Annotated in this window: 16 protein-coding genes and 1 pseudogene; 7 read left to right on the forward strand and 10 right to left on the reverse strand. The window is 58.7% G+C overall.

Going from position 1 to position 21,807, the window contains the following annotated elements; translation table 11 throughout:
* From ACZ1HM_RS00125 to ACZ1HM_RS00140, 4 genes are all read right to left on the reverse strand, one after another.
* The coding region (locus tag ACZ1HM_RS00125) for a caspase family protein (RefSeq protein ID WP_472740363.1) at positions 1–347 on the reverse strand (347 nt) is incomplete at its 3' end.
* A 45-nt stretch (positions 348–392) separates the two neighbouring features.
* Entirely contained in the window at positions 393–2,393 is a 2,001-nt protein-coding gene (locus ACZ1HM_RS00130) for an MBG domain-containing protein (RefSeq protein WP_472740365.1), read from the reverse strand.
* A complete protein-coding gene (locus ACZ1HM_RS00135; protein ID WP_472740367.1) occupies positions 2,360–5,140 on the reverse strand; it encodes a two-partner secretion domain-containing protein in 2,781 nt (926 codons plus the stop codon). The genes ACZ1HM_RS00130 and ACZ1HM_RS00135 overlap by 34 nt, the downstream gene beginning before the upstream one ends.
* Positions 5,141–5,180: 40 nt before the next feature.
* Entirely contained in the window at positions 5,181–6,971 is a 1,791-nt protein-coding gene (locus ACZ1HM_RS00140) for a ShlB/FhaC/HecB family hemolysin secretion/activation protein (protein ID WP_472740369.1), read from the reverse strand.
* 258 nt (positions 6,972–7,229) lie between these two features.
* Between ACZ1HM_RS00140 and ACZ1HM_RS00145 the strand changes: the two genes are divergently transcribed.
* Genes ACZ1HM_RS00145 through ACZ1HM_RS00155 form a run of 3 tightly spaced genes read left to right on the forward strand, consistent with a single transcriptional unit; the run spans position 7,230 to position 13,018 of the window.
* Entirely contained in the window at positions 7,230–7,841 is a 612-nt protein-coding gene (locus ACZ1HM_RS00145) for a hypothetical protein (protein WP_472740371.1), read from the forward strand.
* Positions 7,792–12,300: a hypothetical protein gene (locus ACZ1HM_RS00150; RefSeq protein ID WP_472740372.1), complete on the forward strand. Its 4,509-nt coding sequence runs from the start codon at positions 7,792–7,794 to the stop codon at positions 12,298–12,300. Before ACZ1HM_RS00145 ends, ACZ1HM_RS00150 begins: the two co-directional genes overlap by 50 nt.
* 19 nt (positions 12,301–12,319) lie before the next feature.
* Positions 12,320–13,018 (forward strand): CpXC domain-containing protein, encoded by a 699-nt coding sequence (locus ACZ1HM_RS00155; protein WP_472740374.1) that lies wholly within the window; start codon positions 12,320–12,322, stop codon positions 13,016–13,018.
* Between the two features lie 28 nt (positions 13,019–13,046).
* Here the strand turns inward: ACZ1HM_RS00155 and ACZ1HM_RS00160 are convergent, their stop codons facing one another.
* The 6 genes from ACZ1HM_RS00160 to ACZ1HM_RS00185 form a co-directional block, all read right to left on the reverse strand.
* Positions 13,047–13,859 (reverse strand): DUF4384 domain-containing protein, encoded by an 813-nt coding sequence (locus tag ACZ1HM_RS00160; RefSeq protein ID WP_472740376.1) that lies wholly within the window; start codon positions 13,857–13,859, stop codon positions 13,047–13,049.
* A 579-nt stretch (positions 13,860–14,438) separates the two neighbouring features.
* Positions 14,439–14,837, reverse strand: a complete 399-nt coding sequence (locus ACZ1HM_RS00165; RefSeq protein WP_472740378.1) for an ExbD/TolR family protein — start codon at positions 14,835–14,837, stop codon at positions 14,439–14,441.
* Positions 14,834–15,271, reverse strand: a complete 438-nt coding sequence (locus tag ACZ1HM_RS00170; RefSeq protein ID WP_472740380.1) for an ExbD/TolR family protein — start codon at positions 15,269–15,271, stop codon at positions 14,834–14,836. The genes ACZ1HM_RS00165 and ACZ1HM_RS00170 overlap by 4 nt, the downstream gene beginning before the upstream one ends.
* A 3-nt stretch (positions 15,272–15,274) precedes the next feature.
* Positions 15,275–15,901, reverse strand: a complete 627-nt coding sequence (locus ACZ1HM_RS00175) for a MotA/TolQ/ExbB proton channel family protein (RefSeq protein ID WP_472740382.1) — start codon at positions 15,899–15,901, stop codon at positions 15,275–15,277.
* 1 nt (position 15,902) lies between these two features.
* Positions 15,903–16,325 carry a hypothetical protein gene (locus ACZ1HM_RS00180; protein WP_472740384.1) on the reverse strand — a complete coding sequence of 141 codons (423 nt, stop codon included), beginning with the start codon at positions 16,323–16,325 and terminating at the stop codon, positions 15,903–15,905.
* 23 nt (positions 16,326–16,348) lie between these two features.
* Entirely contained in the window at positions 16,349–17,821 is a 1,473-nt protein-coding gene (locus ACZ1HM_RS00185) for a hypothetical protein (RefSeq protein ID WP_472740386.1), read from the reverse strand.
* A gap of 281 nt (positions 17,822–18,102) precedes the next feature.
* On the opposite strand from ACZ1HM_RS00185, the gene tssA reads away from it, so the two are divergent.
* From tssA to ACZ1HM_RS00205, 4 genes and pseudogenes are all read left to right on the forward strand, one after another.
* A complete protein-coding gene (tssA, locus tag ACZ1HM_RS00190) occupies positions 18,103–19,137 on the forward strand; it encodes a type VI secretion system protein TssA (RefSeq protein ID WP_472740387.1) in 1,035 nt (344 codons plus the stop codon).
* 72 nt (positions 19,138–19,209) lie between these two features.
* Positions 19,210–19,719 carry a type VI secretion system contractile sheath small subunit gene (gene tssB / locus ACZ1HM_RS00195; RefSeq protein WP_472740389.1) on the forward strand — a complete coding sequence of 170 codons (510 nt, stop codon included), beginning with the start codon at positions 19,210–19,212 and terminating at the stop codon, positions 19,717–19,719.
* A 3-nt stretch (positions 19,720–19,722) separates the two neighbouring features.
* A pseudogene (gene tssC, locus ACZ1HM_RS00200) lies at positions 19,723–21,223 on the forward strand (type VI secretion system contractile sheath large subunit).
* A gap of 65 nt (positions 21,224–21,288) precedes the next feature.
* Positions 21,289–21,789, forward strand: a complete 501-nt coding sequence (locus ACZ1HM_RS00205; protein ID WP_472740391.1) for an Hcp family type VI secretion system effector — start codon at positions 21,289–21,291, stop codon at positions 21,787–21,789.
* Positions 21,790–21,807: the final 18 nt, after the last annotated feature.

A 21,807-nucleotide genomic window follows, 5' to 3' on the forward strand; every position in this document is an offset into this window, starting at 1 on the left:
GTTTGATTAATCACATCCTGCGGGGTTTGAATGCGGGCGTCCGTGGGGACCAGATAGTTTTGCCCGTTCACCTGAAAGCCGTGACCGGCAAAGAAAAACAATGACACGTCGGCGGTTTCAATGGCCGTTGAAAACTGATCAGCGAGGCGGGTCATCTCTTGGCCCGAAACATCAAGGCCAAGGTAGACATCAAACCCCAGCCCTTCCAATGCCACGGCCATATCGCTGGCGTCATTGCCCGGATTGTCGAGCGGTGCGACGCGTTCATATTCCGCATTGCCAATGATAAGCGCCACCCGGCGTTCATCTGTCTCTTGCGCCAAAGCGTTCAGGGGCCACAGCAACAACAGGCAAAACGCCCAGAATGCTCTGATCCCCTTCCCGCGCATGGTTTAAAGTTCGACCGCCCGCGCCAGTGTGCTGTCGACCGTGTCGAAGGCTTGGATAATCCGGTTGCCGGTGCGGACCTGTACCGCCTCTACTGCGGGATCATCGGCGCGGATCAAGGTGATCGCTTTGCGAATGTCCTCTTTTGCGGTGTCCAAAGCGCCCCGCGCTTCAGCGATTGCATCCCTGCGGATCGCCTGACGCTCTGCCTCGGACGTGGCGGTCGCAAGGCGGGACTGCGCGCGCGCGGCTGCTGCCTGCACTTCTTGGCGGGCGGTGCGGATGGTGGCCGATACCGTTTCCAGCCCGGAGGGCAGATCCGTTGCGATCTGATCCAGCGCATTGGCATAGGTGTCCAAAGAGGCGCTCAGGCAGGCCATATAGTTGGTAAAGTCCTGATCCGCTGAGCCGCAAGACTGGATCGCCAGCTCCAACTCAGTTGAGATGTCATCCACCACTTCAAAGGTTGCTTCGGCTTCTGAGAGGCTTTGCTGGGCAGAACCTTCACCGCGCGATTGCACATTACCTGCCTCAACCTCACTGCCGGGGAAGGCGATGCGGATCACGTCGCCGGGGTTGGGCAAGGTACTGCTGCCCGGCTCACGTGGGTTGACCTCAGGTGTGGTGGTGATGTTGGCCACGGTCATCGTGCCGTCGACAGTGGTCACGTCGTAGTTTTCCAAGCCCGATCCTGTCACATCACTGATGAAAATAGTGAAGGGGCTGTCTTCGATCAACGCGTCCTCTGACGCGCCGTCACTGGTCAGCACCGCGCTGTCCACACTGTCGCCGTTGCGCAGGCCCGATGCGGTGAACTCTGTGCCCGCAAAGGTAAACACCTGCCCTTCTTGTTTCAGGATATCATCTGCGGTGACCGTCAGAGGGGCCGGGGTGATGACCAACGTGCCATCCGCCAGAACCAATTCATAATCTTCAAGGCCCGTGCCCACCACGTCGCTGATCACGATCTGGAAGGGGCCATCGCCCACTTGTGCACCTGCGGCAGCCCCGGCGCTTGTCAGGGTCACGCTGTCCACGCTGTCGCCTTCTTCCAGCCCGGTGACAGTGAATTCGGTGCCGTCAAAGACCAGCTCAGTGCCGTAGACTTTGGTCTGATCGTTGGCAGTGATGATCAACCCGCCTTGGGCAATGATCATGATGCCGTTGACCAGCGTAATTTCATAATTCTCAAGCCCGGTCCCCAGTGGGTCTGTGATCAGGATGGCCACACCCGCCTCACCGGTCAGCGGTGCATCAGCCGCTGCACCTGCGCTGCTCAGCGTCGCACTTGTTACCGCGTCGTCATTGACCAGACCTGTGACTGTGAACTCTGTCCCGGCGAACACAAATTCTTCGCCGAAGGGTTTTTCCTGATTATCAGCTGTGATGGTCAGTGCAGCAGGCGTGATTGTTAGCACGCCAGGCAGGATGGAGACCGCATAATTCTCCAAACCCGTGCCCAGAGGGGTTTCCCCCAGAATATCGAACGGCCCATCCGCAACCTGACTGTCTGCGGCGGCACCGTCACTTGTGATTGTCAGGCTGGTCACTTCATCTTCGGCTTGCAGGCCGACAACGGTGAATTCCAAGCCTTCGAATACCAGTTCATCGCCGTAGGTCTTGCTGATGCTGTCCACGGTGATCTCCAACTCAGCCGCTGTCACAGAGGCCGGGGCCGCACGAGAGCGGATGGAGTACGCCTGGCCCAGGGCGCTGGTAAAGCTGGGGTCAAAGGTGAAGGTCTGCGGGCCAACATCTGCTCCTGACAGGATCACAGGCGCGTCCGTTGTCGGCGGCGTGCCGCTGTCTCCCAAGGGCCCAAACTCAAACACGGAGGTGCCTCCGTGGTAGTCGGCCAGGGGCAAAAGATGGTTGACCGTGCCGTTATAGACGAACTCTGGTTCGACTTCGTCCACGAAGAAGCCGTTGATAACCGGAGAGGTGCTGTAAAGCCGCGATTGATCTGACCCGTTCAGTGGATAGGACCAGGTGTCAGCAAGCTCCACCCGCCGGCTTGCGCGGCGCTTGTGAATGCATCGGCGTCGTTAAAGAAGGCCAGATCACCTGACTGCGCCCCCAAGAACTGGCCAAAGCCATTGGTGGCCCCGGGTGTTTCGCCGTTTTGCCCGCTGGTGGCTTGGCCGGTGCGCGAAGGATCCCAGAAGGAAGACAGAATGCTTTGTTCATCCGCACTGTCGGCCCCCACGATGCCGCCTTCATCGACAAAGGCGCAGCAGCCGCCGGTTGCCGCGACCGGGCCGGTTGCGATGACATTTTCAATGACGCCGGGGTTATCGCCAGCGATGCCGCCAATGCGTGTTTCGGTAAAGCCGCCCGGTGCGTTCGCGGTGACACTGGCATCGGAATAGGAATCGAATATGCGGTCAGCATTGCGCCCCGCGATCCCGCCTGCCTCGCCCTCAAAGGCTGCGGCATGTGTGATGCTGCCCGAGCTGTTGGTCCGCTGAATCAAGCCGTCGTTAAATCCGACGATCCCGCCGATGAAGGCCAGGCCCGAGCCAACCGATAGGTTGGTTGGATCTGTGGCGTCTGTCACGCTCACGTTGGTGTAGCTGTCGGAAATGGAGCCGCCAAAGGTTTGGCCGACCAGCCCGCCGCCAGAGCCTTCGAACGTCGTCACGGTGCCAGAGGCAAAGACCCCGCGCACAGCCGCTTCGCTTTGCCCCGCCAGAATACCGGCATTGCCACCAGCGATATCCGCGTTGGTAATATCCAGGCGGTAGACAAAGGCCGATTCACCCAAGGCGCTAAAGAGGCCCGCGTTCTGACCAGACCCAAGCCCGGGATAGCTCCGGACAAAGAGGTTGGAGATGTCGAAGCGGCGTCCGTCAAATTCACCGTCAAAGAATTTGGGGACAAAGCCCCCGTTCTGGAAACCGCCCACCGGAGCATTCAGGCTGACCCAGCTAGACGTGACAGAGGCGTCAATGTCATTGGCCAGCGCAAAATTGGCCGCCCCATTTGCCACGGTGCCCATGCCCTGCAGGCCGTAAACATCCGTAATGAGGTAGGGTGATGATACTGTCCCGTCACCGCCCGTTGCCCGCAAGAAGCTTGAGCCGGGGTCGGTGCCGATGACAAAGTTATCTGCTGCAAAGCCGGGCAGGTCGCTGCCCACTTGCTCCCAATCGCCTTCAGCCAAATGGAATTGCGCCACATCAATGGCCCCTGCAGGTCCTGTCAGAATGGGAGCGATTGCCCCGGCAAAGGCGAAAAGCCGCAAGCTGCCGTTGGAGGCTGTGATGGGCGCGTCGATGTCGATGCTGGTGTCGGCAAAAAGGGTCAGCTCAGTCGCCGCGCTCCAGGTCAGAGGGGCCAGGACGGAAATGAAACCGTCGTCAGACTGGCTGGGGAATGTGTTTGAGGTGGAGATGGAAAAATCGCCCAAAGCCAACTGAGCCTCAACATCGCTTGCCGCGAGCTGATTGCTTGCGTTTGTGACGTCGTTGACGATTTCAATGTCTGTCGGGTCCAGCAGCAGCTCACCCCAATCGCCCTGTGGCGCGCGCATGTCGGCCATGCCCGCAAAGCTAAGGTTGCGTTTGCCCGAAACCTCGGCAAAGCCGCCGTTGCCGCCGTTCTCACCGCCGCGCGCTGAGATTTTGCCCGCAAATGTTGTGCGTTCATCCGACCACAGGATGACCCGGCCGCCATCGCCGCTGTCCGTGGCATCGGCAAGAATGGTTGTCGCGGCGTCTACAGTGAGCGTCTCAGCCGTTGGCAAACCGGCTCCGCCCTGGAATTCTCCGCCGATACGGATTTGTCCGCCACCATTGACACCACTTGCATCAAGCGCTGCCCCGGCAAGCGTGATCTCGCGCCCTGTGATGGTGATGGCCCCGCCCGCGGGTGGGCGGGCCTGAGGGCGTGCAGATTCGACAACCTGGATCGCAGGACGTGTTGCCGTGGTGCGGACGCGTCCCGTGACGGTCACTTTGCCGCCCGCGCCGCCGCCCAGCGTAATGCGGCCGTTGCGCCCTGATACAGTTGTCGCCTCAACCACACCGCCAAGGTTGATGGCGTGCCGGGCTGCGTTCCTTGCTGTAGCGGCTGAGATTTGCACGGTCCCGCCGTTGGCCTGGATCGTGCCTGAGTTTTCTATCAGAGCCTCAAGGCCCGCATCGTCCGAATCCGTCGGCACAGCGACTTGCAGAAATCCGTCGCCCGCCAGATCAAGCGTAACACGTCCACCCGCGCCAAGACCAACAAACCCAAGAGGCGCCTGGATCGTTCCTGAATTTTTAACCTTACCGCCTATCAGCGCGGCATAGCCGCCGGTCACGACCTGCACCGTGCCTGCGTTTTCAACAACAGCAGACGTGCCGTCGCCCTCAAACACAAGCTGGCCAGTGGCAAAGTCTTCGTTGCGGATGTCGAGGGTGGAGGCGACGAAACTGCCCGTGTTCACAGACCCAGTTGGCCCGATAAAGACGCCGTTGGGATTGACGACAAAGACACGCCCGTTTGCGTTAAGCTGTCCGTGGATCTGGCTGGTGGTATCGCCGGTGACGCGGTTCAACAGGGCCGCATCCGCAGAGGGCTGTGTGATGTTCACCGCATTGCCCTGGCCGATGGAAAAGCTGTCCCAGTTGACGATGGCCGTATCCGAGCTTTGGTTGATCGTCATCGTGTTGGGGGCAGGGGTGGCAATAGCAGCAGCGCCATGCGCCACGGTGCCACCTGTCGGCAGCGGATCGGCCAAGACCCAGACGGGCGTGAGCGCCGTGCCCAAGGCCAACGCCCATTTCAGGGCAGACCGCGCTGAACAGCGCTTAGAAGCGGAATGAGCCTTGGATGCTGAAGCGGTTGTTGTCCGGCTGATCGTCATCACGAGTTCCCCTGGCGTATTCAATCCGCACGGTTGCGGATGAGAAATTTGATTTGGTCAAAGTATTAAATTCCACACCAATCCCGAAAGACGTGGCTGACAGATCCGCGCTTTCCTGGGCAGTGGGTGCCTCAAGGGAGACATCCCCGTAGGCGGCAAAAACATATGGGCTGACCAACACAGGCAGGTCGCCAAAGGCGGTCTGCGTTGGCATGGAAATCTCAGCGCGCGCGACAAAGCCGCTGTCGCCTTTAATGGAGCCTGCATCAAAACCAGAGAGCTCTTGCGGGCCAGCAATGCCAAATTGCTCACTGGTCAGCAGCGGATCCCCGAAAGAGGTTTGCGCCCTGCCTGAAAGGGAGAAGTTGAACCGGTCGTTCAATTGGCGGCGCAGGCGGCCCGACAGGATCAACTTGGAAAATTCAGCGTCCGCTCCTTGCCGGGACAGGGGTGTGCCCCCCACAGCGTCCGCAGCCGTGCGTGCGCCAAGCGCGTCAAAACCGTGTGACAGGACGGCCCCGGCCTCTAACGCGGTGCCATTCTCAGTCAGCCAAAAGCCATCCAAGGCGGCGCGCAGCACGGTGGTTTTGTCTTCATAGATGGGCGTTCGTGTGCCCCCCGGGCCGATCAGGAACTGTTCGTCGGTTTGCCGATCCAGCGTCAGCTGGCCCGAGATGTTGCGGTTACGCGAGCGGACGAAGGGATAGAAAAGGCGCACGGATGTGCGGCTAAAGCGGCTTGTGCTGGGGGCCACCAGCGTATCGGGGGCTGTGCGGCTGTCTGTTGCTTCGATGTTAAGCGTCAGACCATCATATCCCAGCGGGATCACGCCCCCCAAAGACACGGTGCGCAGCCGTGGATCGCCGCTTAGAAAGGCCCCAACATCATTGGCATTGTCGCCAGAAGGTGTCGCAGAGATCCGCCCGTAAAGGGTTTCTCCCAAATTGAAGGGTGAGTTTAGCTCAACCCCGGCGCTCAGCGTGAGCGGCCCCAACTCATCTGAGTTGGCGTTGTCGAAGGCGAAAAAGCCGGTGACGGGGCGAAACTCTGGCTGCAAGATCAGCGATGTGCCGCCCGGCGTGGCCCCTGCCGCCAAGGCGGAGCCAAGCGCCACCCCATAGGTATCCCCGGCCAAGAGCAATTGACGCTCAAGTTCTGGCAGCCGCAGGCTGCGTTGGCCGACAAGTGGCTGGGTGATTTGCACAATCCTGTCGCGGACAGGGGCAGGCACGGTGGAGGTATCCACGGTTTCGACAAAGCCGTCGATCACCTCAATCCGCAACGCGCCGCCATCGCGCAGCTCTTGCGCAGGCAGGATAACGCGGGCCAGCACAAAACCTGCCTGGGCATAGGCGGTTTCCAGATCGGAGGCTGCGTTAAAGATTTCTGCGACAGTGATTGTCTTGCCCGTCAGCCTGGCGCGCGTGGCCTCATTCACGTCGGCCATTTGCGGCAGACCGCCATTCAGCACGAGGCCCGACAGATTGATTAGCAGTTTTTCTGAACCTGCCGGCGCCTTGGTCCCGCGTTCACCTGAGAACACGACCGCGCCGGTCAAACGCTGTGCGTCAGGTGCGAAGGAGGATGGCGTAATCTCACTTGCAGTTTGCGCGTCGGATGATTGCCCAAATGCTGCAAAGGCCAGCGCGCATGAAAGGACAAGCGCCGTCCTGACGCGACCGTGTACCGGCGCTTGCGCACAGGTGTCCTGAGGGTTTGGCTTGGGTTCCCGCACAGCAGAACTCCTGCAAAATTTCATAAACAAATATCACCCGGCGTGAGCGCGCCGCGTGCTACATCCTGTAGGCAAATTTACCCTAAGGCAAGGATTTTGCCGCAAATCCTTTGTGGCTTTGGCGGCTGGGGTCCCGTTGATCGGGAAAAACCTTGCATTGGATGACGGCGTGGTTTTCTCTGGGTGGGGGCTGTCACCTTATTTTAGTACAAATCGTTTCCCGGCGGCCCCTGACATCCAGGTAGGAGAGCCTGTGCGATGGCGATCGAGGGATTGACCGATCAGCAAACGGATTTCATTGACCGCTTCTTGAAGCTGCCCAAAGTCATTGGCCGGAAAAAGCGAAAAGAGGCGCAGGCCGAAGCCATTGCGCAGTTCAGCCAGATCAACGCGGCCCAAAACGCAGTTGAGGAACTGATCCTGCGCGTCCAAGACCCGACCGCCAAGGCGATGCTGTTGAGCGGTTTGGAAACCACCGAAGCCATTATTGAGGCTGACCCGGATGCGCTGGATTTTGACGGCGCGCACATGCATCTGGCGCGCGTCTCGGCGCAGGCCGAAAGGCTGGCCACACAAGAAGACGCACAGCGCGCGCATGAGGTGTTGGCGGCAAGGATGGCGGCGTTTCAATCCGGGGCCACGCGCCACCCGACCTCTGACGCGCAAGCGGGTGTTGATCTGACCTGGGCCTATGCGGAAGAAAAATTCGCAGCTGGGATGGCCACGGGTGATGTGAGCGCGCTGCGTTCGGCCCTTGATGCGATGGCACGGCTCGAAGGGTTGCTGCAGGTTGCGGAAGCGGAGGCAGAGAACCCCTTCAATGCACAGACGGGCCAGTGTTGCCGCCGCCAAGGCCGCTCTGGCGCCTGACATTCTGTCTGCCCGCAACCGCCTGCGGGATACACATGCCGCGCTCAGCATCTTGAACAACGAGATCAACGCGCAATTTGGCGAGACCCACGCGCCCTTGTCACTTCGCATGGCGTTGACGGCGGTGCGCAACAAATTGGACGCCGCAGTGGATGCCGCACCCGAGGCTTTGCCAGCGATTGCGGAGGAGGCCGAAGAGTTATTTCAGCAGGCAGAGAAATCGGGCCAGGACCTGATCCGCGATGCCCAGAAATGGGAGCGTGATCACGCAGCGTTTCAGGTGCGCTATTTGGTGATGCAGGCGCATCCCATGGCGCAAGACGCGGCGTTTGTGAAACCTGAGTTTGACGCAGTGCGCGCTGACTATGACGCGGCCTGCGCCAAGGCGGCAGAGCATGCCTATCCAGCCGCCTGCCAGGATCTGACAGTTGTGCGGCATGCCCTGAAAGATGCATTGGATTTCGCCGATGACTGCGCGATGTTTGAGGCGCTTCTGGCGGAACGCACGGTGCTTTTGGCGTCGTTGCCCGCCCCGGAAACCTATCCTTTAGACCGCTTGCGTGATGATCATCTGGCCGCAAGCAATCTGCCTGAGCAAGCCAAAGCTGCGCGGCAAGATGGACAGATCAGTGCCGCGCTGACCTTGCTGAACCAAATCCCCAAGGCCGTTGCCGAAATCCTTGACCTGAACAAATTTGCGACCCGGTTTCAGATCCTTGAAAAACGCTGGGTGGACCGCACCGCGATCGTGGCGCAGGCGCAATACGATGCCGTCCGGCCATTGGTGGCAGACGATGTCGCCTATGTCGCCCGCGCCGGAAAAGCGGCACAAGAGGATGCGGCGCGCGGCGCCTATCGCAGTGCATCGGGTCAGATGCTCAAGCTGACCGGGTTTCACAGAAAACTGGTCACGCAACTGAAATCGCTGCGGGTCTATGACAAAGCCCGCACAGCCCTGGCCGCCCGACTGACTGAAACGGCAGGCCGGGAAGGCGCTGAGGGGCGCATTGCCATCGAAGACTATTATCAAGCGCTCAAAGGGGATGAAGCCAAACGCGTTGCCGCAGAAGCGGCGGGCGATTTCAAACTGGCGCTGGCCATGTGTCAAAGGCTGGAAAGCCGCCATGCAGAGATGATGGCACTGGCGGATGCGGCGAAGCTTTATTTGGTGCAAAAGTCGCGCTTCGATACGGCCTTGGCACAATTGCCAGCGGATACCGGCAGCGCAGCCGCAAGAGAGGCCGCTGTGCAGATGCTGGCACATGCGGTGGATGCGACGAACCGGGGCAATTGGTTGGGGGCCACAACCCTGTTGGACAGCGCTGTTTTCGATGTTGAGCAAGCGGTCAGTGACGCCCAGACAGCTGCTTTGATCGACGGAATCCAAGAGGGTGCGGATGGCACCACCATCAGTGCAGACAATGACTTTGACGCGGCCTTCGCCGCGTTTTCAAAGATCTTGGCCCAGGTGAACGCCTTGGATGAAGACGGGCTTTTCATGGATGCCTTGGTGGATGCAGAGCTGACCGCGCGCACGGCTGAGTTTGAGGATGACCCAGCCGATACCCAAAACATGTTGGATGAGGCGGTAGCCGCATGCAAAGCCGTGATAGCGCAGTTGGGTGCTGCCAAAAGTTACGCGCATCAGTTGAAAACAACTCAGACGCTTCTGGCCCAGGCGGAGGATGAAAACCAGGATCGCGAAATCTCGGATGACATCGACATGGTGAATGCCCGGCTGGCCGCAGCACAGGAAGCGGTGGCGGAACCTGCTTTGGATTTCCGCGCAGGCATTGCCACATTGGCCCAAGCGCAAGCCATTGCGCGGGATGGGGCAGAGGCCATGAAGGTCTATGTCACCACGGTCAAACCCCTGCGGTCTTTGGTGAAAGAGACCTGCGACAGGCTACAAGAGGCGGCGACAGCCCCCTATCTGGGCGAAGAAGTAGGGCGGCTGACGGATCTGCTGGATCAGATGAACGCAGCCTTTGATGCAAGGGATTTGTCAGAGACTGATGCCAAGGTGCGGCTGCTGCGCGAAAGGCTTGCCACGGCAGAGGACGTCCATAAGGCCTGCGTGACCGCTGTGGCGCTGAAAACTACTTATATTGACGCAGGCGCAGGGGCAGAGATGACCCATGTTGCAACCACCGCTGCGGCGTCAGAGCTGAATGAGCTTTCTGATGCCTTTGATCTGGCCATGAACGGTGGGCGTTTTGCCATGGCCGCCGAGTTGGCCCAGCAGATCCGCTTGGTCCGCTATCTGGCACGCAAACGGGCGTTGGCTTTTGACGCGTATCTGCCCGTCAAACTGGCCGCGCAGGAAAAGCTGGCGGCTTTGGCACCGCGTGCGACCGCTGAAACGGGCCCGATTGAGGAAAGCTTGCGCGCGCAGCGCCAGATCTTTGAAGAGGCTGAGGCCAAAGAAGCGATGGGCAATTTCAGCGGCGCGCAAAAGCATCTGTCGGGATTTGACGCGGCTTGCGACGCGCTTGAGCAGGCGTTGGATGTCTTTGACGCTTATGTTTTGCAAAAGGCACGTGCCGAGGCCGCGCTGTCAGATGTGGCGGACATCAGGGGGCCGGAGATTGAGCCGCTGTGGTCGCGGCTGGAGGGCAAGCGCAGCAATGCGGAGCGGCTTGCAGCGGCGGCTGATTTTCAGATGGCCGCAGATCTGTTCGCGTCTTTGCATCAGGACTGCGCACAGGCGCAAGAGTTGCAAGAGCGGGCAAATGGATTTGCGGATATAGACAGCGCGATAGACGGGATCGATGATCAGGACACGGGTGCGTTGTTGGGTATCATCCTGCGGGCAGAGCAAAAGCTGAATGCGCTGCGCAAAGAACCCTCTGCGCTTTATGTCCATGCCGAAATGCTGCAGGCGGTGGCGCAACTCGACAGCGCCAAAGATCAAGCGGAAAGCGATTTCAGTGGTGCCAAAGCCGAGGCGAAAGAGGCGCTTGAGACCTGCACCCAAGTTGCCATTCTGATGGCGCAATATGATCAATTGAACGCCTCTGCATTGGTGGCACGTGGCATTGCAGATAGGCTGTTGGACACGCATCCGTTGCGCAGTCTGATGCATCACAAAGACTTTGGTCGCAGTGACATCATGACCCAGATGGCCGCGGTCGATGCCTCAATGAATGCCGCGCGCACAGATCGCGATCTGCGTCCACAGACCCAAGAGCAGATTGAACGCACCATCATGGACCTGCGCGATTTGATGCGCGTGCTGGACAGACACCTCGCCTACGCAGAGGCGCGCGCGCCGGTGGATGCGGTCCTGGCGGATTTGGAAAAAGGGGCTGATCGCGCCCTGATCCGCGAAGAGTTGACGCAAGCGCGCAAACATCTTGATACCGCAGCCACCCGCGCCATTGACCGCAATCATCCCAGCGCGTTGGCTGAGGTGACCGCTGCAGGACAAGAATTGGACGCCGCCCAGCTGCGCGTTGCCCTTTCGCAAAACACCACGCCCTCCGCTGCGGATTTGTCCAAGCTGATCGCAGCACCAGACGGGTTGGAGCGGTTGGATGACATCATCGCAGGGCTTGAGGCATCTGCGCAGCGCGCCGTGATGGCCGCCGCGTTTGAAGCGCGTTTTGGCTGCAAACTGGAACTGACGAAAGCTACCGATGGCGGTGCCCCTCACCCTGAGGACGAAATGGACATGCCCGCCCCCAACCTCAGACGGTTCTACGCAGAGATGTCAAAGCTGCCGCCCAGCGACACCCTGGAAAATGACAGCCTGCTGACCTTCCTGCATCAGGGCGGAAAGGCCGCCGGATCGGCCTATGACTGGGACCAAAAGAAAATTCTGATGCGCGAAGGGGATGAAGTAGGCTCGCGGGTTTATGCCATCGCGGTGGAGCATGAACTGGGCAAGATCGACGATGACGCGTTGCCAAACCCCGGTGAGGAACGCACAGCCTTTAGTTGGAACACCCTGCACGAGGTGGGACATGCGGTGGATGATAAGCTGAGCTTTATGAACAACAACGGGCACCGGCTTGCCGGTTGGACGGTTTATGGGGCCAATGTCTATGAACCCGCAAAAGAGATCGCTGAGGCCTTTGGCTTTGATGCGGGGTATGTCGCTGAATATATGATGAGCACGCAGGGCCGCGACCTGCCGGTGCCTGACCCGGTGGGCTGTCTGCCAGATGAGTGGCGCAGGCGCATGTTGGATTGCCGCATGTTCGTGGACCGGGCCCGGACGGGCAACAAACCTTGGTCATCGGCCAGCGTGGCGGCGGCCTGTGCGGTGGGCGATTACACTTATGTGGAAAGCTATGAAAAGAACTGGGCGCGCTATCTGACTTCGCAGCGCAAATACGGTGTCTCGGGCTATCAGTTCCGCGCCCCAGGCGAATGGTTTTCAGAACTTTACGCCGCTTATCACAGCGGCCGACTAAACAGCTCGCATCCGCACCGCGCTGAGATCGCAAACCTTTAGGCCAGGCAGGGAGAACAAGATGTCTTTGTTTGATACCGCGACAATGGAATGTCCAAGTTGTGGCACGCTGTCAGATCATCCCGCAGCTGGCAGCGTAAACGCCGATCGTCGCCCGGATTTGCGCACAGCGATTTTAGAGCATCAGTTTCAAACCGTGCGCTGCCCGTGTTGTGGCGAAGAAATGCGGCTTGAGCCGCTTTTCAACTATCTCGACGTTGAACTGGGCCTATGGATTGCCGCCTATCCCGGCAGGCAAATAGGTGAACATCTTGTGCTAGAGGACGCCGTACAGGTGCTGTTTGACGCAAGTTATGGCCCATCTGCCACTGCTTCTGCGCAGGAGGTGGGTGGGCTGTTGAAGGAACGTTTGACCTTTGGCTGGCCCGCTGTGCATGAAAAGCTGTTGCTTGCCCAGGCGCGGATTGATGATGTGAGCATCGAGATGATGAAGCTGGATCTGTTGCGCCGCTTGCCAGAAGCGCCGTTGCAGGCGGGTGTGGAACTGCGCGTCTCAGCCGTTGAAGAAGAGACACTGAGCTTTGTCTGGGTTGAGACCGAAACTGAGGCCGTGTTGCAAGAAATCGCCGCCCAACGGACGCTGCTGGAAGAGATCGAAAGCGACCCCGAAGGCTGGGCCGAGATCCGGGCGGGCCTGACAAGGGGCATGTTCGTGGATATGCAAAAGCTCTACCTTGGAGCGGGGCGTGACGCGGCCTAATGCGGAAAGAAACCGCGTTTGAGGGCTCTTAGTTGGCTGCTGTCGTTACAAAGAAATAAACCCATTCCCCTTTGAAATCAGGGTGTTCTGCGCGCGCCTCTGCGACACGGTCTCGCATCCAGTTGAGGTAGGTATCAGCGGGTTCAATGATCGGGCGAAGCCCTTCATAAAGCGGAACAGACGCGGCAAAGGCGGCGGCAATCTCTTGCCCGTAGGGTGGCCCCACCCGCACCAGCAACCCGGGCTCGCCCTCCTTTGTGGCACCAAAGCGAATGGGGGCTTCGGCTGCGACAAAGGCCAAAGGTGAAGATGTGTTCGGGCTCAGATGGATAACGTTCCCAGCGGCATCAAAATAATCAAGATAGACATAAGCCGGGTAATCTGCCCCCGCCATATCGATGACCAAAGCCTGCCCTTCGGTGTAACGAAACGCGCGGGCGTGGGTATCTGCGCCTACAATCAGGGGGTTGGTGATTTGATCGGTGGATTGCGGCAGCCCCATGTTGGCGATCCCGGTGAGGGCTCCGCATTGGGGGGCGGGCAAAATCAGCAAGTTATCTGCCACGCGAATGTTGCTGCCCATCTGCTCTTGCAGCGCCGCCAGCACCGGCGCGCGCTGGCTGGGATCGGGTATGTGGCCAGAAACGCTGAGCGTGGTGGTATCGGGATCAAAGCTGACCTGCATTCTGGCACAAGGCACTGAAAGCGCAGCGGTCAGGCTGTCGCGCACATCCGTTCCTGTTGCTTGATCGGGTTGGGTGAAACTTTGGAACGCGGCCAGTGATACTGGATCAACCGCGCCATCCGCAGGAAAGGCCAGCTGAGCTTTGGTCCGGGTCATCTCTGGGGTCTGAGGATTTGCAGCGATGCTGGGCGCGTCTTGCGCTACGGCATTTTGCGGCTGGGGCGCCTGGCTGTTTAAAGGCACTGCAGGGGGCGTTTGTTGTGATACCGGGCGGGCGGCGGCCAATTGCAGGGTGCGGCTGTAGCCTTTGGCGCCTGCGATGCAAGCGGTGCCGCCTGCAAGGGCGCTGGTGTGGCGGCGCTTGGCTGGGGCGTCGCCTCAGCAACGGGGGCGGCCTGAAGCGGGGCAGGGCCTGTGCGTTCTGCTGCATCCTTTGCGGCGCGGGCTGTGGCTTTTTCCGGTTGGGGTTCCGTGGAAGGTGCCGCAGACTGGGTTAACGCGCCGATGCCTAGGGCGGTGCCCTTGGCATCTTGGCTATCTGTCGCCTCGTTCGGGGGGGCTGGGAAACGGCCTCGCTACGGTCCACTTGCTGCGCTTCAACGTTCAAGCGGCTTTCGGGAACCGGTTGATCCTGCACCGGTTCCGGTTGCAGAGCGGCCAACAGGGCCGCCCCAGCGCCCAGGTGTACCACCGCCGATGCCGCGATCCCCAAGGCCCAGTTTGCGATGCCGCCACTCATGTGTCACCCGGTGTGACGACAAGGGCCACGTCCTGCGCGCCAGCGGCTTCCAATGCCCCGATCAAGGGCAGGATATGGCGCAGTTCGGCGTCCTGATGCGCATTGATGCGGATCAACGTATCTGGTGCCGATTGCAGGTGGCGCAGCATCACGGCCATAGGATCTGACGTGGGCAGCCCATCAACGGCCATCTGACCCTCTGCGCTGACCGACAGGGTCATCCCGCCCGCGGGCATATCCGCCCCGGTTGCGGCGGTTGGGGGTGTCACGTCAAAGGGGGCGGTGGCGTCCATGCGTCCGATCAGCATGAAAAAGACCAGCAAAAAGAAGACGACGTCGATCAGAGCGATGATAGTCTCAGGCGCTTGTCTGGCTGGAGGACGTGTGAGCTTCATGGCCGCGCCTCCAACCGGATCACGCGCAGATTAGTGACCCCTGCGCGCGTGGCGATGTCCATGACGCTGACCAGCGATTGGGTGCGTGCAACGCCGGTTGGCAACAGCATCACAGAAAGGGCCGAATTTTCGGCCAAGCGGTTTTGCAGCAGTGTGCCGAGATCCGTCAGGCTCAGGCTTTGGCCCCGGATCACGGGTGTCCCATCTGCCCCGATGCGGATCAAAAGCGGTGCCGCGGCTTGCGCAGACACAGGCGCGGTTTCGGATACATCTTCTTGCTGGGACACGGCCGGTATCATGTCCAGATCAAGATAGGTTGACGTGACCATGAAGAAGACCAGCAAAATCAACAGCACGTCGATCATCGCCACTAATGAAATCAGCGCCCGCGCAGGGCGGGGGCGTTTCAGAGTGAGGGATGCTGGATCTTGCATGGCTTAGGCGGCCTCTGGGTTTTCCTCGACCAACATCAGCCGTCCGACGCTGTTCTCAATCATTTGCGCAGCACTTTCTGCCCGTGCGGACAAAAGCGTTGCGCCCACAGCTGCCGGGATGGCCACTAACAGACCCACAGCCGTTGTCAGCAAAGCCTGCCAGATACCACCTGCCAGAACGGACGCATTTGCCGCACCTGCAGCCATTTCAAGTGACTGAAAAGATTGGATCATTCCCAGGACGGTTCCCAGCAGGCCCAAAAGAGGGCTGATCATGGCGATCAGTTCCAACAGGCGGATACCAGAGTTCATGCGCGCAAATTCTTCGTTGCCACGGCGCAGCAATTCGGTCTGCAAGGCGGGGCCTTTGAACCCACTGCTGAGTGATTTCATCGCATAGGCCATGACCCGGTCCGCCGGACTTTTGCCAGCGGCGATGGCCGATGCTGCGGTGTCTTTCTGGCCTTGCGCCCATTGGGTCAGGGCCGCGTCACGGGCCGCCGCCCCGGCGCGTGCGGGCAGCAGTTGGATGATTTTGACGACGATAAGGGCGAGCGACAGGGCCGAAAGCAGGAGCAGCACCACAATGATGATGCCGCCCGCGCCAAGGCTGCTAAGATCAAAAGACATGTTATTTGACCAGCGCCGCTGCCGCTTTGCTGCGCAGCGTCAATATAGGAAAGCAATCCATCTCATCGCCGTTTTGCGGACGGCAAGAGGTGAGATCATGCAGCAAAATTTCTGAGATGTTTTCGCAGGCAATCTCGGGCACTTCAAACAGCTTCAACGTGGTGCGCGCAACCGGCAGGGGGGCCGCGTCAATGGACAGTAAGCGGTCAATCACCCCTTGGCTGTCCAGGATCGCCAGCGACATCTCAAACCCTTCAAAGCTATTGTCCGTCTCATTGCGGAACAAAAAGAATGCGCTGCACCCTCCCGAGCCGGATGCTTCGGTCTTGTTCAGTTCCACCGTCAGGCCGCTGCCCGATTGTGCAGCGACGGCCAAGGGCAGCAGCGCAAATACGGCTGCGGCGCAAAGTCTGAAAAAAATCATTTTGGTCCCCCCAAATTTAAGGGCTACGCGGCCAAAGCCGTTTCCACCCCTTTCAATGCGTTCAGTGCAGTATCTCTTATGTTTGTCTCAATGAAACCGTTGTTGTCGACGGCTTTGAAAAAGTCTGTATCAAGCGTTTCGCGGTAGGCCGCGATGGTCTTTTGCGCCGCATCTTTCAGTTTTTGGCGCTTTATCCCGTCTTGTGTCGCGACCAGCTGGGTCATCGTCTGTTCGAGCGAGGTATCAAGATCTTCGAGGTAATCGAGCAGGGCAGCCGTGTTGTTGGCCACATCTTCAAGCCCCGCGATCCCTTGGGTTTTTGCATCAATCGCCATCTTCAACTGCGCAAGATCCGCACGCAGCCCGTTGCGCGTTTGTACCCATTCGGTCTGAGAGGTGCGATAGGCCTCAACGTCACTGGGCGTGAGCTCTTGTGCTTCGGTCACTGCCTCGCTGCCATCTGCCATCGGTGCCGCTTGCGCCTCTTGCAGCAACTTTTGAGTGGCAGCACCTGCCTTTACAGCAGTGTCAAAGTTGCCGGATGCTGCTTGTTCCTGAGCAAAGGCAAAAGCGCGCTGAACAGCGGCAACATCGCTGAGGCCCGCCTTTTGTGCCTCGTCAATTGCGGACTGCAGACCCGGCTGCATCTTGCCCCACGTCTGTTCCTCAGGTGAAGGCGCGGGCGGGATATCTGGGGTGGTCTGCGGTTCGGGCTCAGGCGCGTCTGCCTGCAGCGGTTCAGCTGCCGCTGTCCTTTTAGCAAGGGCATTGACCGCCTTTTCCACTGCGGTCAGCTTGGCGTGGGCCTGGTCATAGGCGCGGGCCTGCAGCTGAGTGATGGCCTGCACCAGCGCATTTCTGATCTTTGGCGCCGCGTCGCCTTCCAGATCCGGCAAGGCGGATTTGAGGGATGCCGCCCGCGCCAGCAGGACCTTGGGTGGTGGATGCGCCGCGGCCGCGACGGGATCGCTGTTAGCGTTCGCTTTCTTCTGAAATGCCTCCAGCTTTTCCTCAACCTGGTAAAGCATGTCGCCGGTTTTTTCGTAATCCCCTGCCTTGAAGGTTTGCACAATCACCCGCAGCGCCTTTTTCAACGGCGCACCAGTGGGCCCCACGGCGGCAATGTCCTGTTGTAACAGACGGATGCGGTTGGCATGCCGGCGCTGGATTTCTTCGGGGGAGAGTGGGGCCGCTGCCTGAGCTGGCCCATCCTCTTCATCGTCCGCTTCCAGCACCGCGCCGGTGCTGTCACAGATCTCAACCTTAAACGAAAGGTCCAGTGTTTTGAGGTGTTTACGCAGTGCTTTTGACAGGCCCGGCAGGGTTTGCTCGGCTGTCAGGCGGAACTTGCGCCCCTTAACCTCAAAGCTGCCGAATGCAACGCGGCTGCCTTCGCCTTCTTTCTTGGCGATGCGCGCGATGACATCGGGGGCCTTGATGCGGTGCAGGATCAACAGGTCGGCGTTTTTGGGCCCGGGATTATACGCCAGGTTCATGGGCCGCTTCTTGCCCAGCAAGATCAGTTTTTTCTGTTCTTCAATTGTCGTCGGTTCGTAGGCCAAACAGCTTTCGCCCGTTTTTTTGGTGGAAAGTCATTGACATAAAAATGGCGATAAGGCTGACTATTGGTCAAGCTCGCATTTTTTGCCGCAAGATTTCTGTGGTTGAGCTTATGAAATTATGTACTGTTTTTAGACATTTATGAAACGAATGGTGTTTGGAATTACTTTTGGCTGCCGCCAACGATCAGGAAGTCCACGACCAGTAAGGGGGCAAGATGGACGTTGCTAAACTGCTTGAACCTCATGAGGATGACGGGCCGAGCGGTGAAAACCTCGAATATGATCCCGAGTTTGTTGAGCTGGAATTGGCCGCTCAGCCAGGGGAAGAACGGCAAGAAGGCGACACCATTATCGAGGCCGAAGAGCCTGATCATGGCGAGGTTGTCCGGCTTGCTGAAACGATCTTGGGCCGCAGCCATGATATTCGTGCGGCCGTATTCTATGGAACGTCGGTACTGCACACCAAGGGGCTGATCGGCTTTGCCGAGGCAACAGCCTATGTGCGCGGCTGTTTGGAGACCTATTGGGATACATGTCACCCGGAACTGGATGAGGATGACGACAACGATCCGACAATGCGGATCAACGCTGTGCAAGGGCTCAGTGGGGCAGACAGTGTGATCCGCGCGTTGCGCCGGACGGGCCTGACCGATAGCCGGATGTTCGGCAAAATGAGCCTGCGTTTGATGGATGTGGCCGAAGGCACGATCCCGCCGCCCTCTGACGTGACCGACGTCCCTGATACCAGCGCGATCCAGGCGGCATTTCAGGATACCGATCCTGAGGTGATCTCAGCGCTGCTTACAGCGGCCAAAAGCGCAAACGATGATCTGGCGGCCATTGACGCCATCTTTATTGACAAGACCCCGGGGCAGGGGCCTGACCTGGAAGAAGCAAAACGCACCTTGGGCGTTATCATTCGCCGCATCTCTGACGCGACGGGTGCGGAGGACGCCGCCGATGAGGCGGGTGCTGATGAGGCCGCAGGCACCGATGCGGGCGGTGGTGGCGGCGCAGGACGCCCCATGGGCGCGATCAACTCCTCAACGGATGTGATCAACGCGCTGGATAAGATCATGTCTTATTACCAGCGTGTCGAACCCTCCAGCCCGGTGCCCATGTTGCTTGAGCGCGCCAAACGTCTGGTAGGCGCCGACTTTATCACCATCATCAAAGACATTGCCGATCAGGGTAAGGATCAGGTCTATAATATCGGGGGTATCGAGGAAGAAGATACCGGGATGTACTGATGATCTAAGCCTTGCCGAAATTTGAATGCGAGACGTCAGTCTCACCGTATTGCTAAGACCAAGGAGCCCTTCATGGCCAAGAGTTCACAGAAGTTTATCGCCCGGAACCGGGCCCCCCGCGTTCAGATCGAATATGACGTCGAACTGTACGGGGCCGAGAAAAAGGTACAGCTGCCGTTCGTGATGGGCGTCATGAGCGATCTGGCCGGCAAATCTGAGGTGGAACAACCCGCTGTGGCGGACCGCAAGTTTCTTGAGATTGACGTGGACAATTTCGATGAGCGGATGAAATCCATCGCGCCGCGCACAGCCTTTACCGTGCCAAACACCCTGACGGGTGAAGGCAATATGGCTGTCGATATCACCTTTGAAAGCATGGATGATTTCAGCCCCGCCGCCATCGCCGCCAAGGTCGAACCATTGGCCGAGCTGTTGGATGCGCGGACCCAGTTGAGCAACTTGATGACATATATGGACGGCAAGACCGGTGCAGAGGATTTGATCAGCAAGATCATTCAGGATCCCACGCTGCTCAAGACTTTGGCAGCACAGCCCAAGCCCGGCGCGACAGAGGAGGAGTAATCCATGGCTGAACAGGAAGCCCAGGTAGAACAGTCTGGCGGAGCCACGGCATTTGGTTCCACGGAATTTGAGAACTTGCTGCAAAAAGAGTTCCGACCAAAGTCGGATCAGGCCAAAACGGCCGTGCAATCGGCGGTCAAAACACTGGCTGAGCAAGCGCTAGTAAACACCGCTCTGATTTCAGACGATGCACTGCGCTCTGTGGAAAGCATCATTGCAGAGATCGACAAGAAGTTGACCGAACAGGTCAACCTGATCCTGCACCACGAAGAGTTCCAGCAGATGGAAAGCGCGTGGCGTGGTCTGCATTATCTGGTGAACAACACAGAGTCGGATGAAAATCTGAAGATCCGGGTCATGAACATCTCCAAAAAGGACATGCACAAGACCCTGCGCAAATTCAAAGGCACAGCCTGGGATCAATCGCCGATCTTCAAAAAGCTCTATACTGAAGAGTTCTCACAGCTTGGCGGTGAGCCTTATGGCACGCTGGTTGCGGATTACCACTTTGATCACAGCCCGCGCGATGTTGAATTGCTGGGTGAGATGTCCAAGATCGCAGCCGCAGCGCACGCGCCACTGATCACCGGGGCCAACCCAAGCCTGTTCCAGATGGACACATGGTCTGAGTTGATGAACCCACGCGATTTGACCAAGATCTTCCAGACACCGGAATATGCCGCCTGGCGGTCGTTGCGCGACAGCGAAGATGCAAAATACGTGGGCCTTGCGATGCCACGGGTTCTGAGCCGCTTGCCTTACGGTTCCATGACCGAACCGGTCGAGGAATTTGCCTTTGAAGAGGAAACCGACGGTTCCGATCACAGCAAATACGCTTGGATGAACGCCGCCTACGGCATGGCTGTGAACATTAACCGTTCGTTCAAAGAATATGGCTGGTGCAGTCGGATCCGCGGCGTGGAATCCGGCGGGACGCTGGAAAACCTGCCCTCGCACACTTTCCCCACTACAGATGGCGGCGTGGATCAGAAATGCCCCACCGAAATCGCCATTGATGACCGGCGCGAAGCAGAGCTTGCCAAGAACGGCATGATGCCTTTGATCCACCGGAAAAATACGGACGTTGCAACCTTTATGGGCGCGCAGTCTTTGCACAAGCCAGCAGAGTATGACGACCCCGACGCAACGGCCAACGCAAATCTTGCAGCTCGGCTGCCTTACCTGTTCGCGACATGCCGCTTTGCCCACTACCTCAAGTGTATGGTCCGCGACAAAATCGGCTCCTTCAAAAGCCGGACAGACATGGAAGGCTGGCTGCAGGACTGGATCAACAATTACGTTGATTTCAATGCCGACATTTCGTCAGGAATCTGAGAAGGCGCGGAAACCTCTCGCGGCGGCAGAAGTCGTTGTGGAAGAGGTGGAAGGCAATCCTGGCTATTACACCTCAAAGTTCTTCCTGCGACCGCATTACCAGTTGGAAGGCCTTTCGGTATCATTGCGGCTTGTTTCCAAGCTCCCTTCTGAAAAAGGTGGTGCCTGATCTCACGTATTACTTTGGGACAGCCCATTGTCACCATAAAATAACTTGTTGAAAGGATTACGCAAATGGCTGCGAATATGTTCATGAAAGTCGAAGGTGCCGAAGGCGACGCGACTGAAAAACATCACAAGAACTGGATCGTTCTGGAATCTGCAACCTTTGAAGTGGAGCGCGCGGTCGACATGGCCGACCTTGGTTCAAACCAGCGGATGCACGCGAACACCAACTTCCAGAAAATCGAAGTCACCTCTCAGATCGGTAAGGCGTCCAACAAGCTGGCGCAGTCCGTGGCCAACGGCACGGTCCGCCCCGAAGTGCTGATGCACTGGTGCCGGTCCGGTCAGTCGTCCTCTGACGGTCTGGAGGCGTTTTCGCAGTGGAAGTTCAAACACGTTGTCATCGACAAATATTCCATCCAGGCGAGTGCGGATGGCATCCCAGAAGAAACCTGGGCGCTGGCCTATATCGGTGTTGAGCATGAATACAAAGAGACCAACCAGAACACTGGTAAGTTGACCACGCTGAACACCTTCAAGTGGAACCTGCGCACGGGTTCTGTGGAATAATCCAGGTTCGTGATCTGC

This window comes from Sulfitobacter sp. GN1-4 (assembly GCF_055693825.1).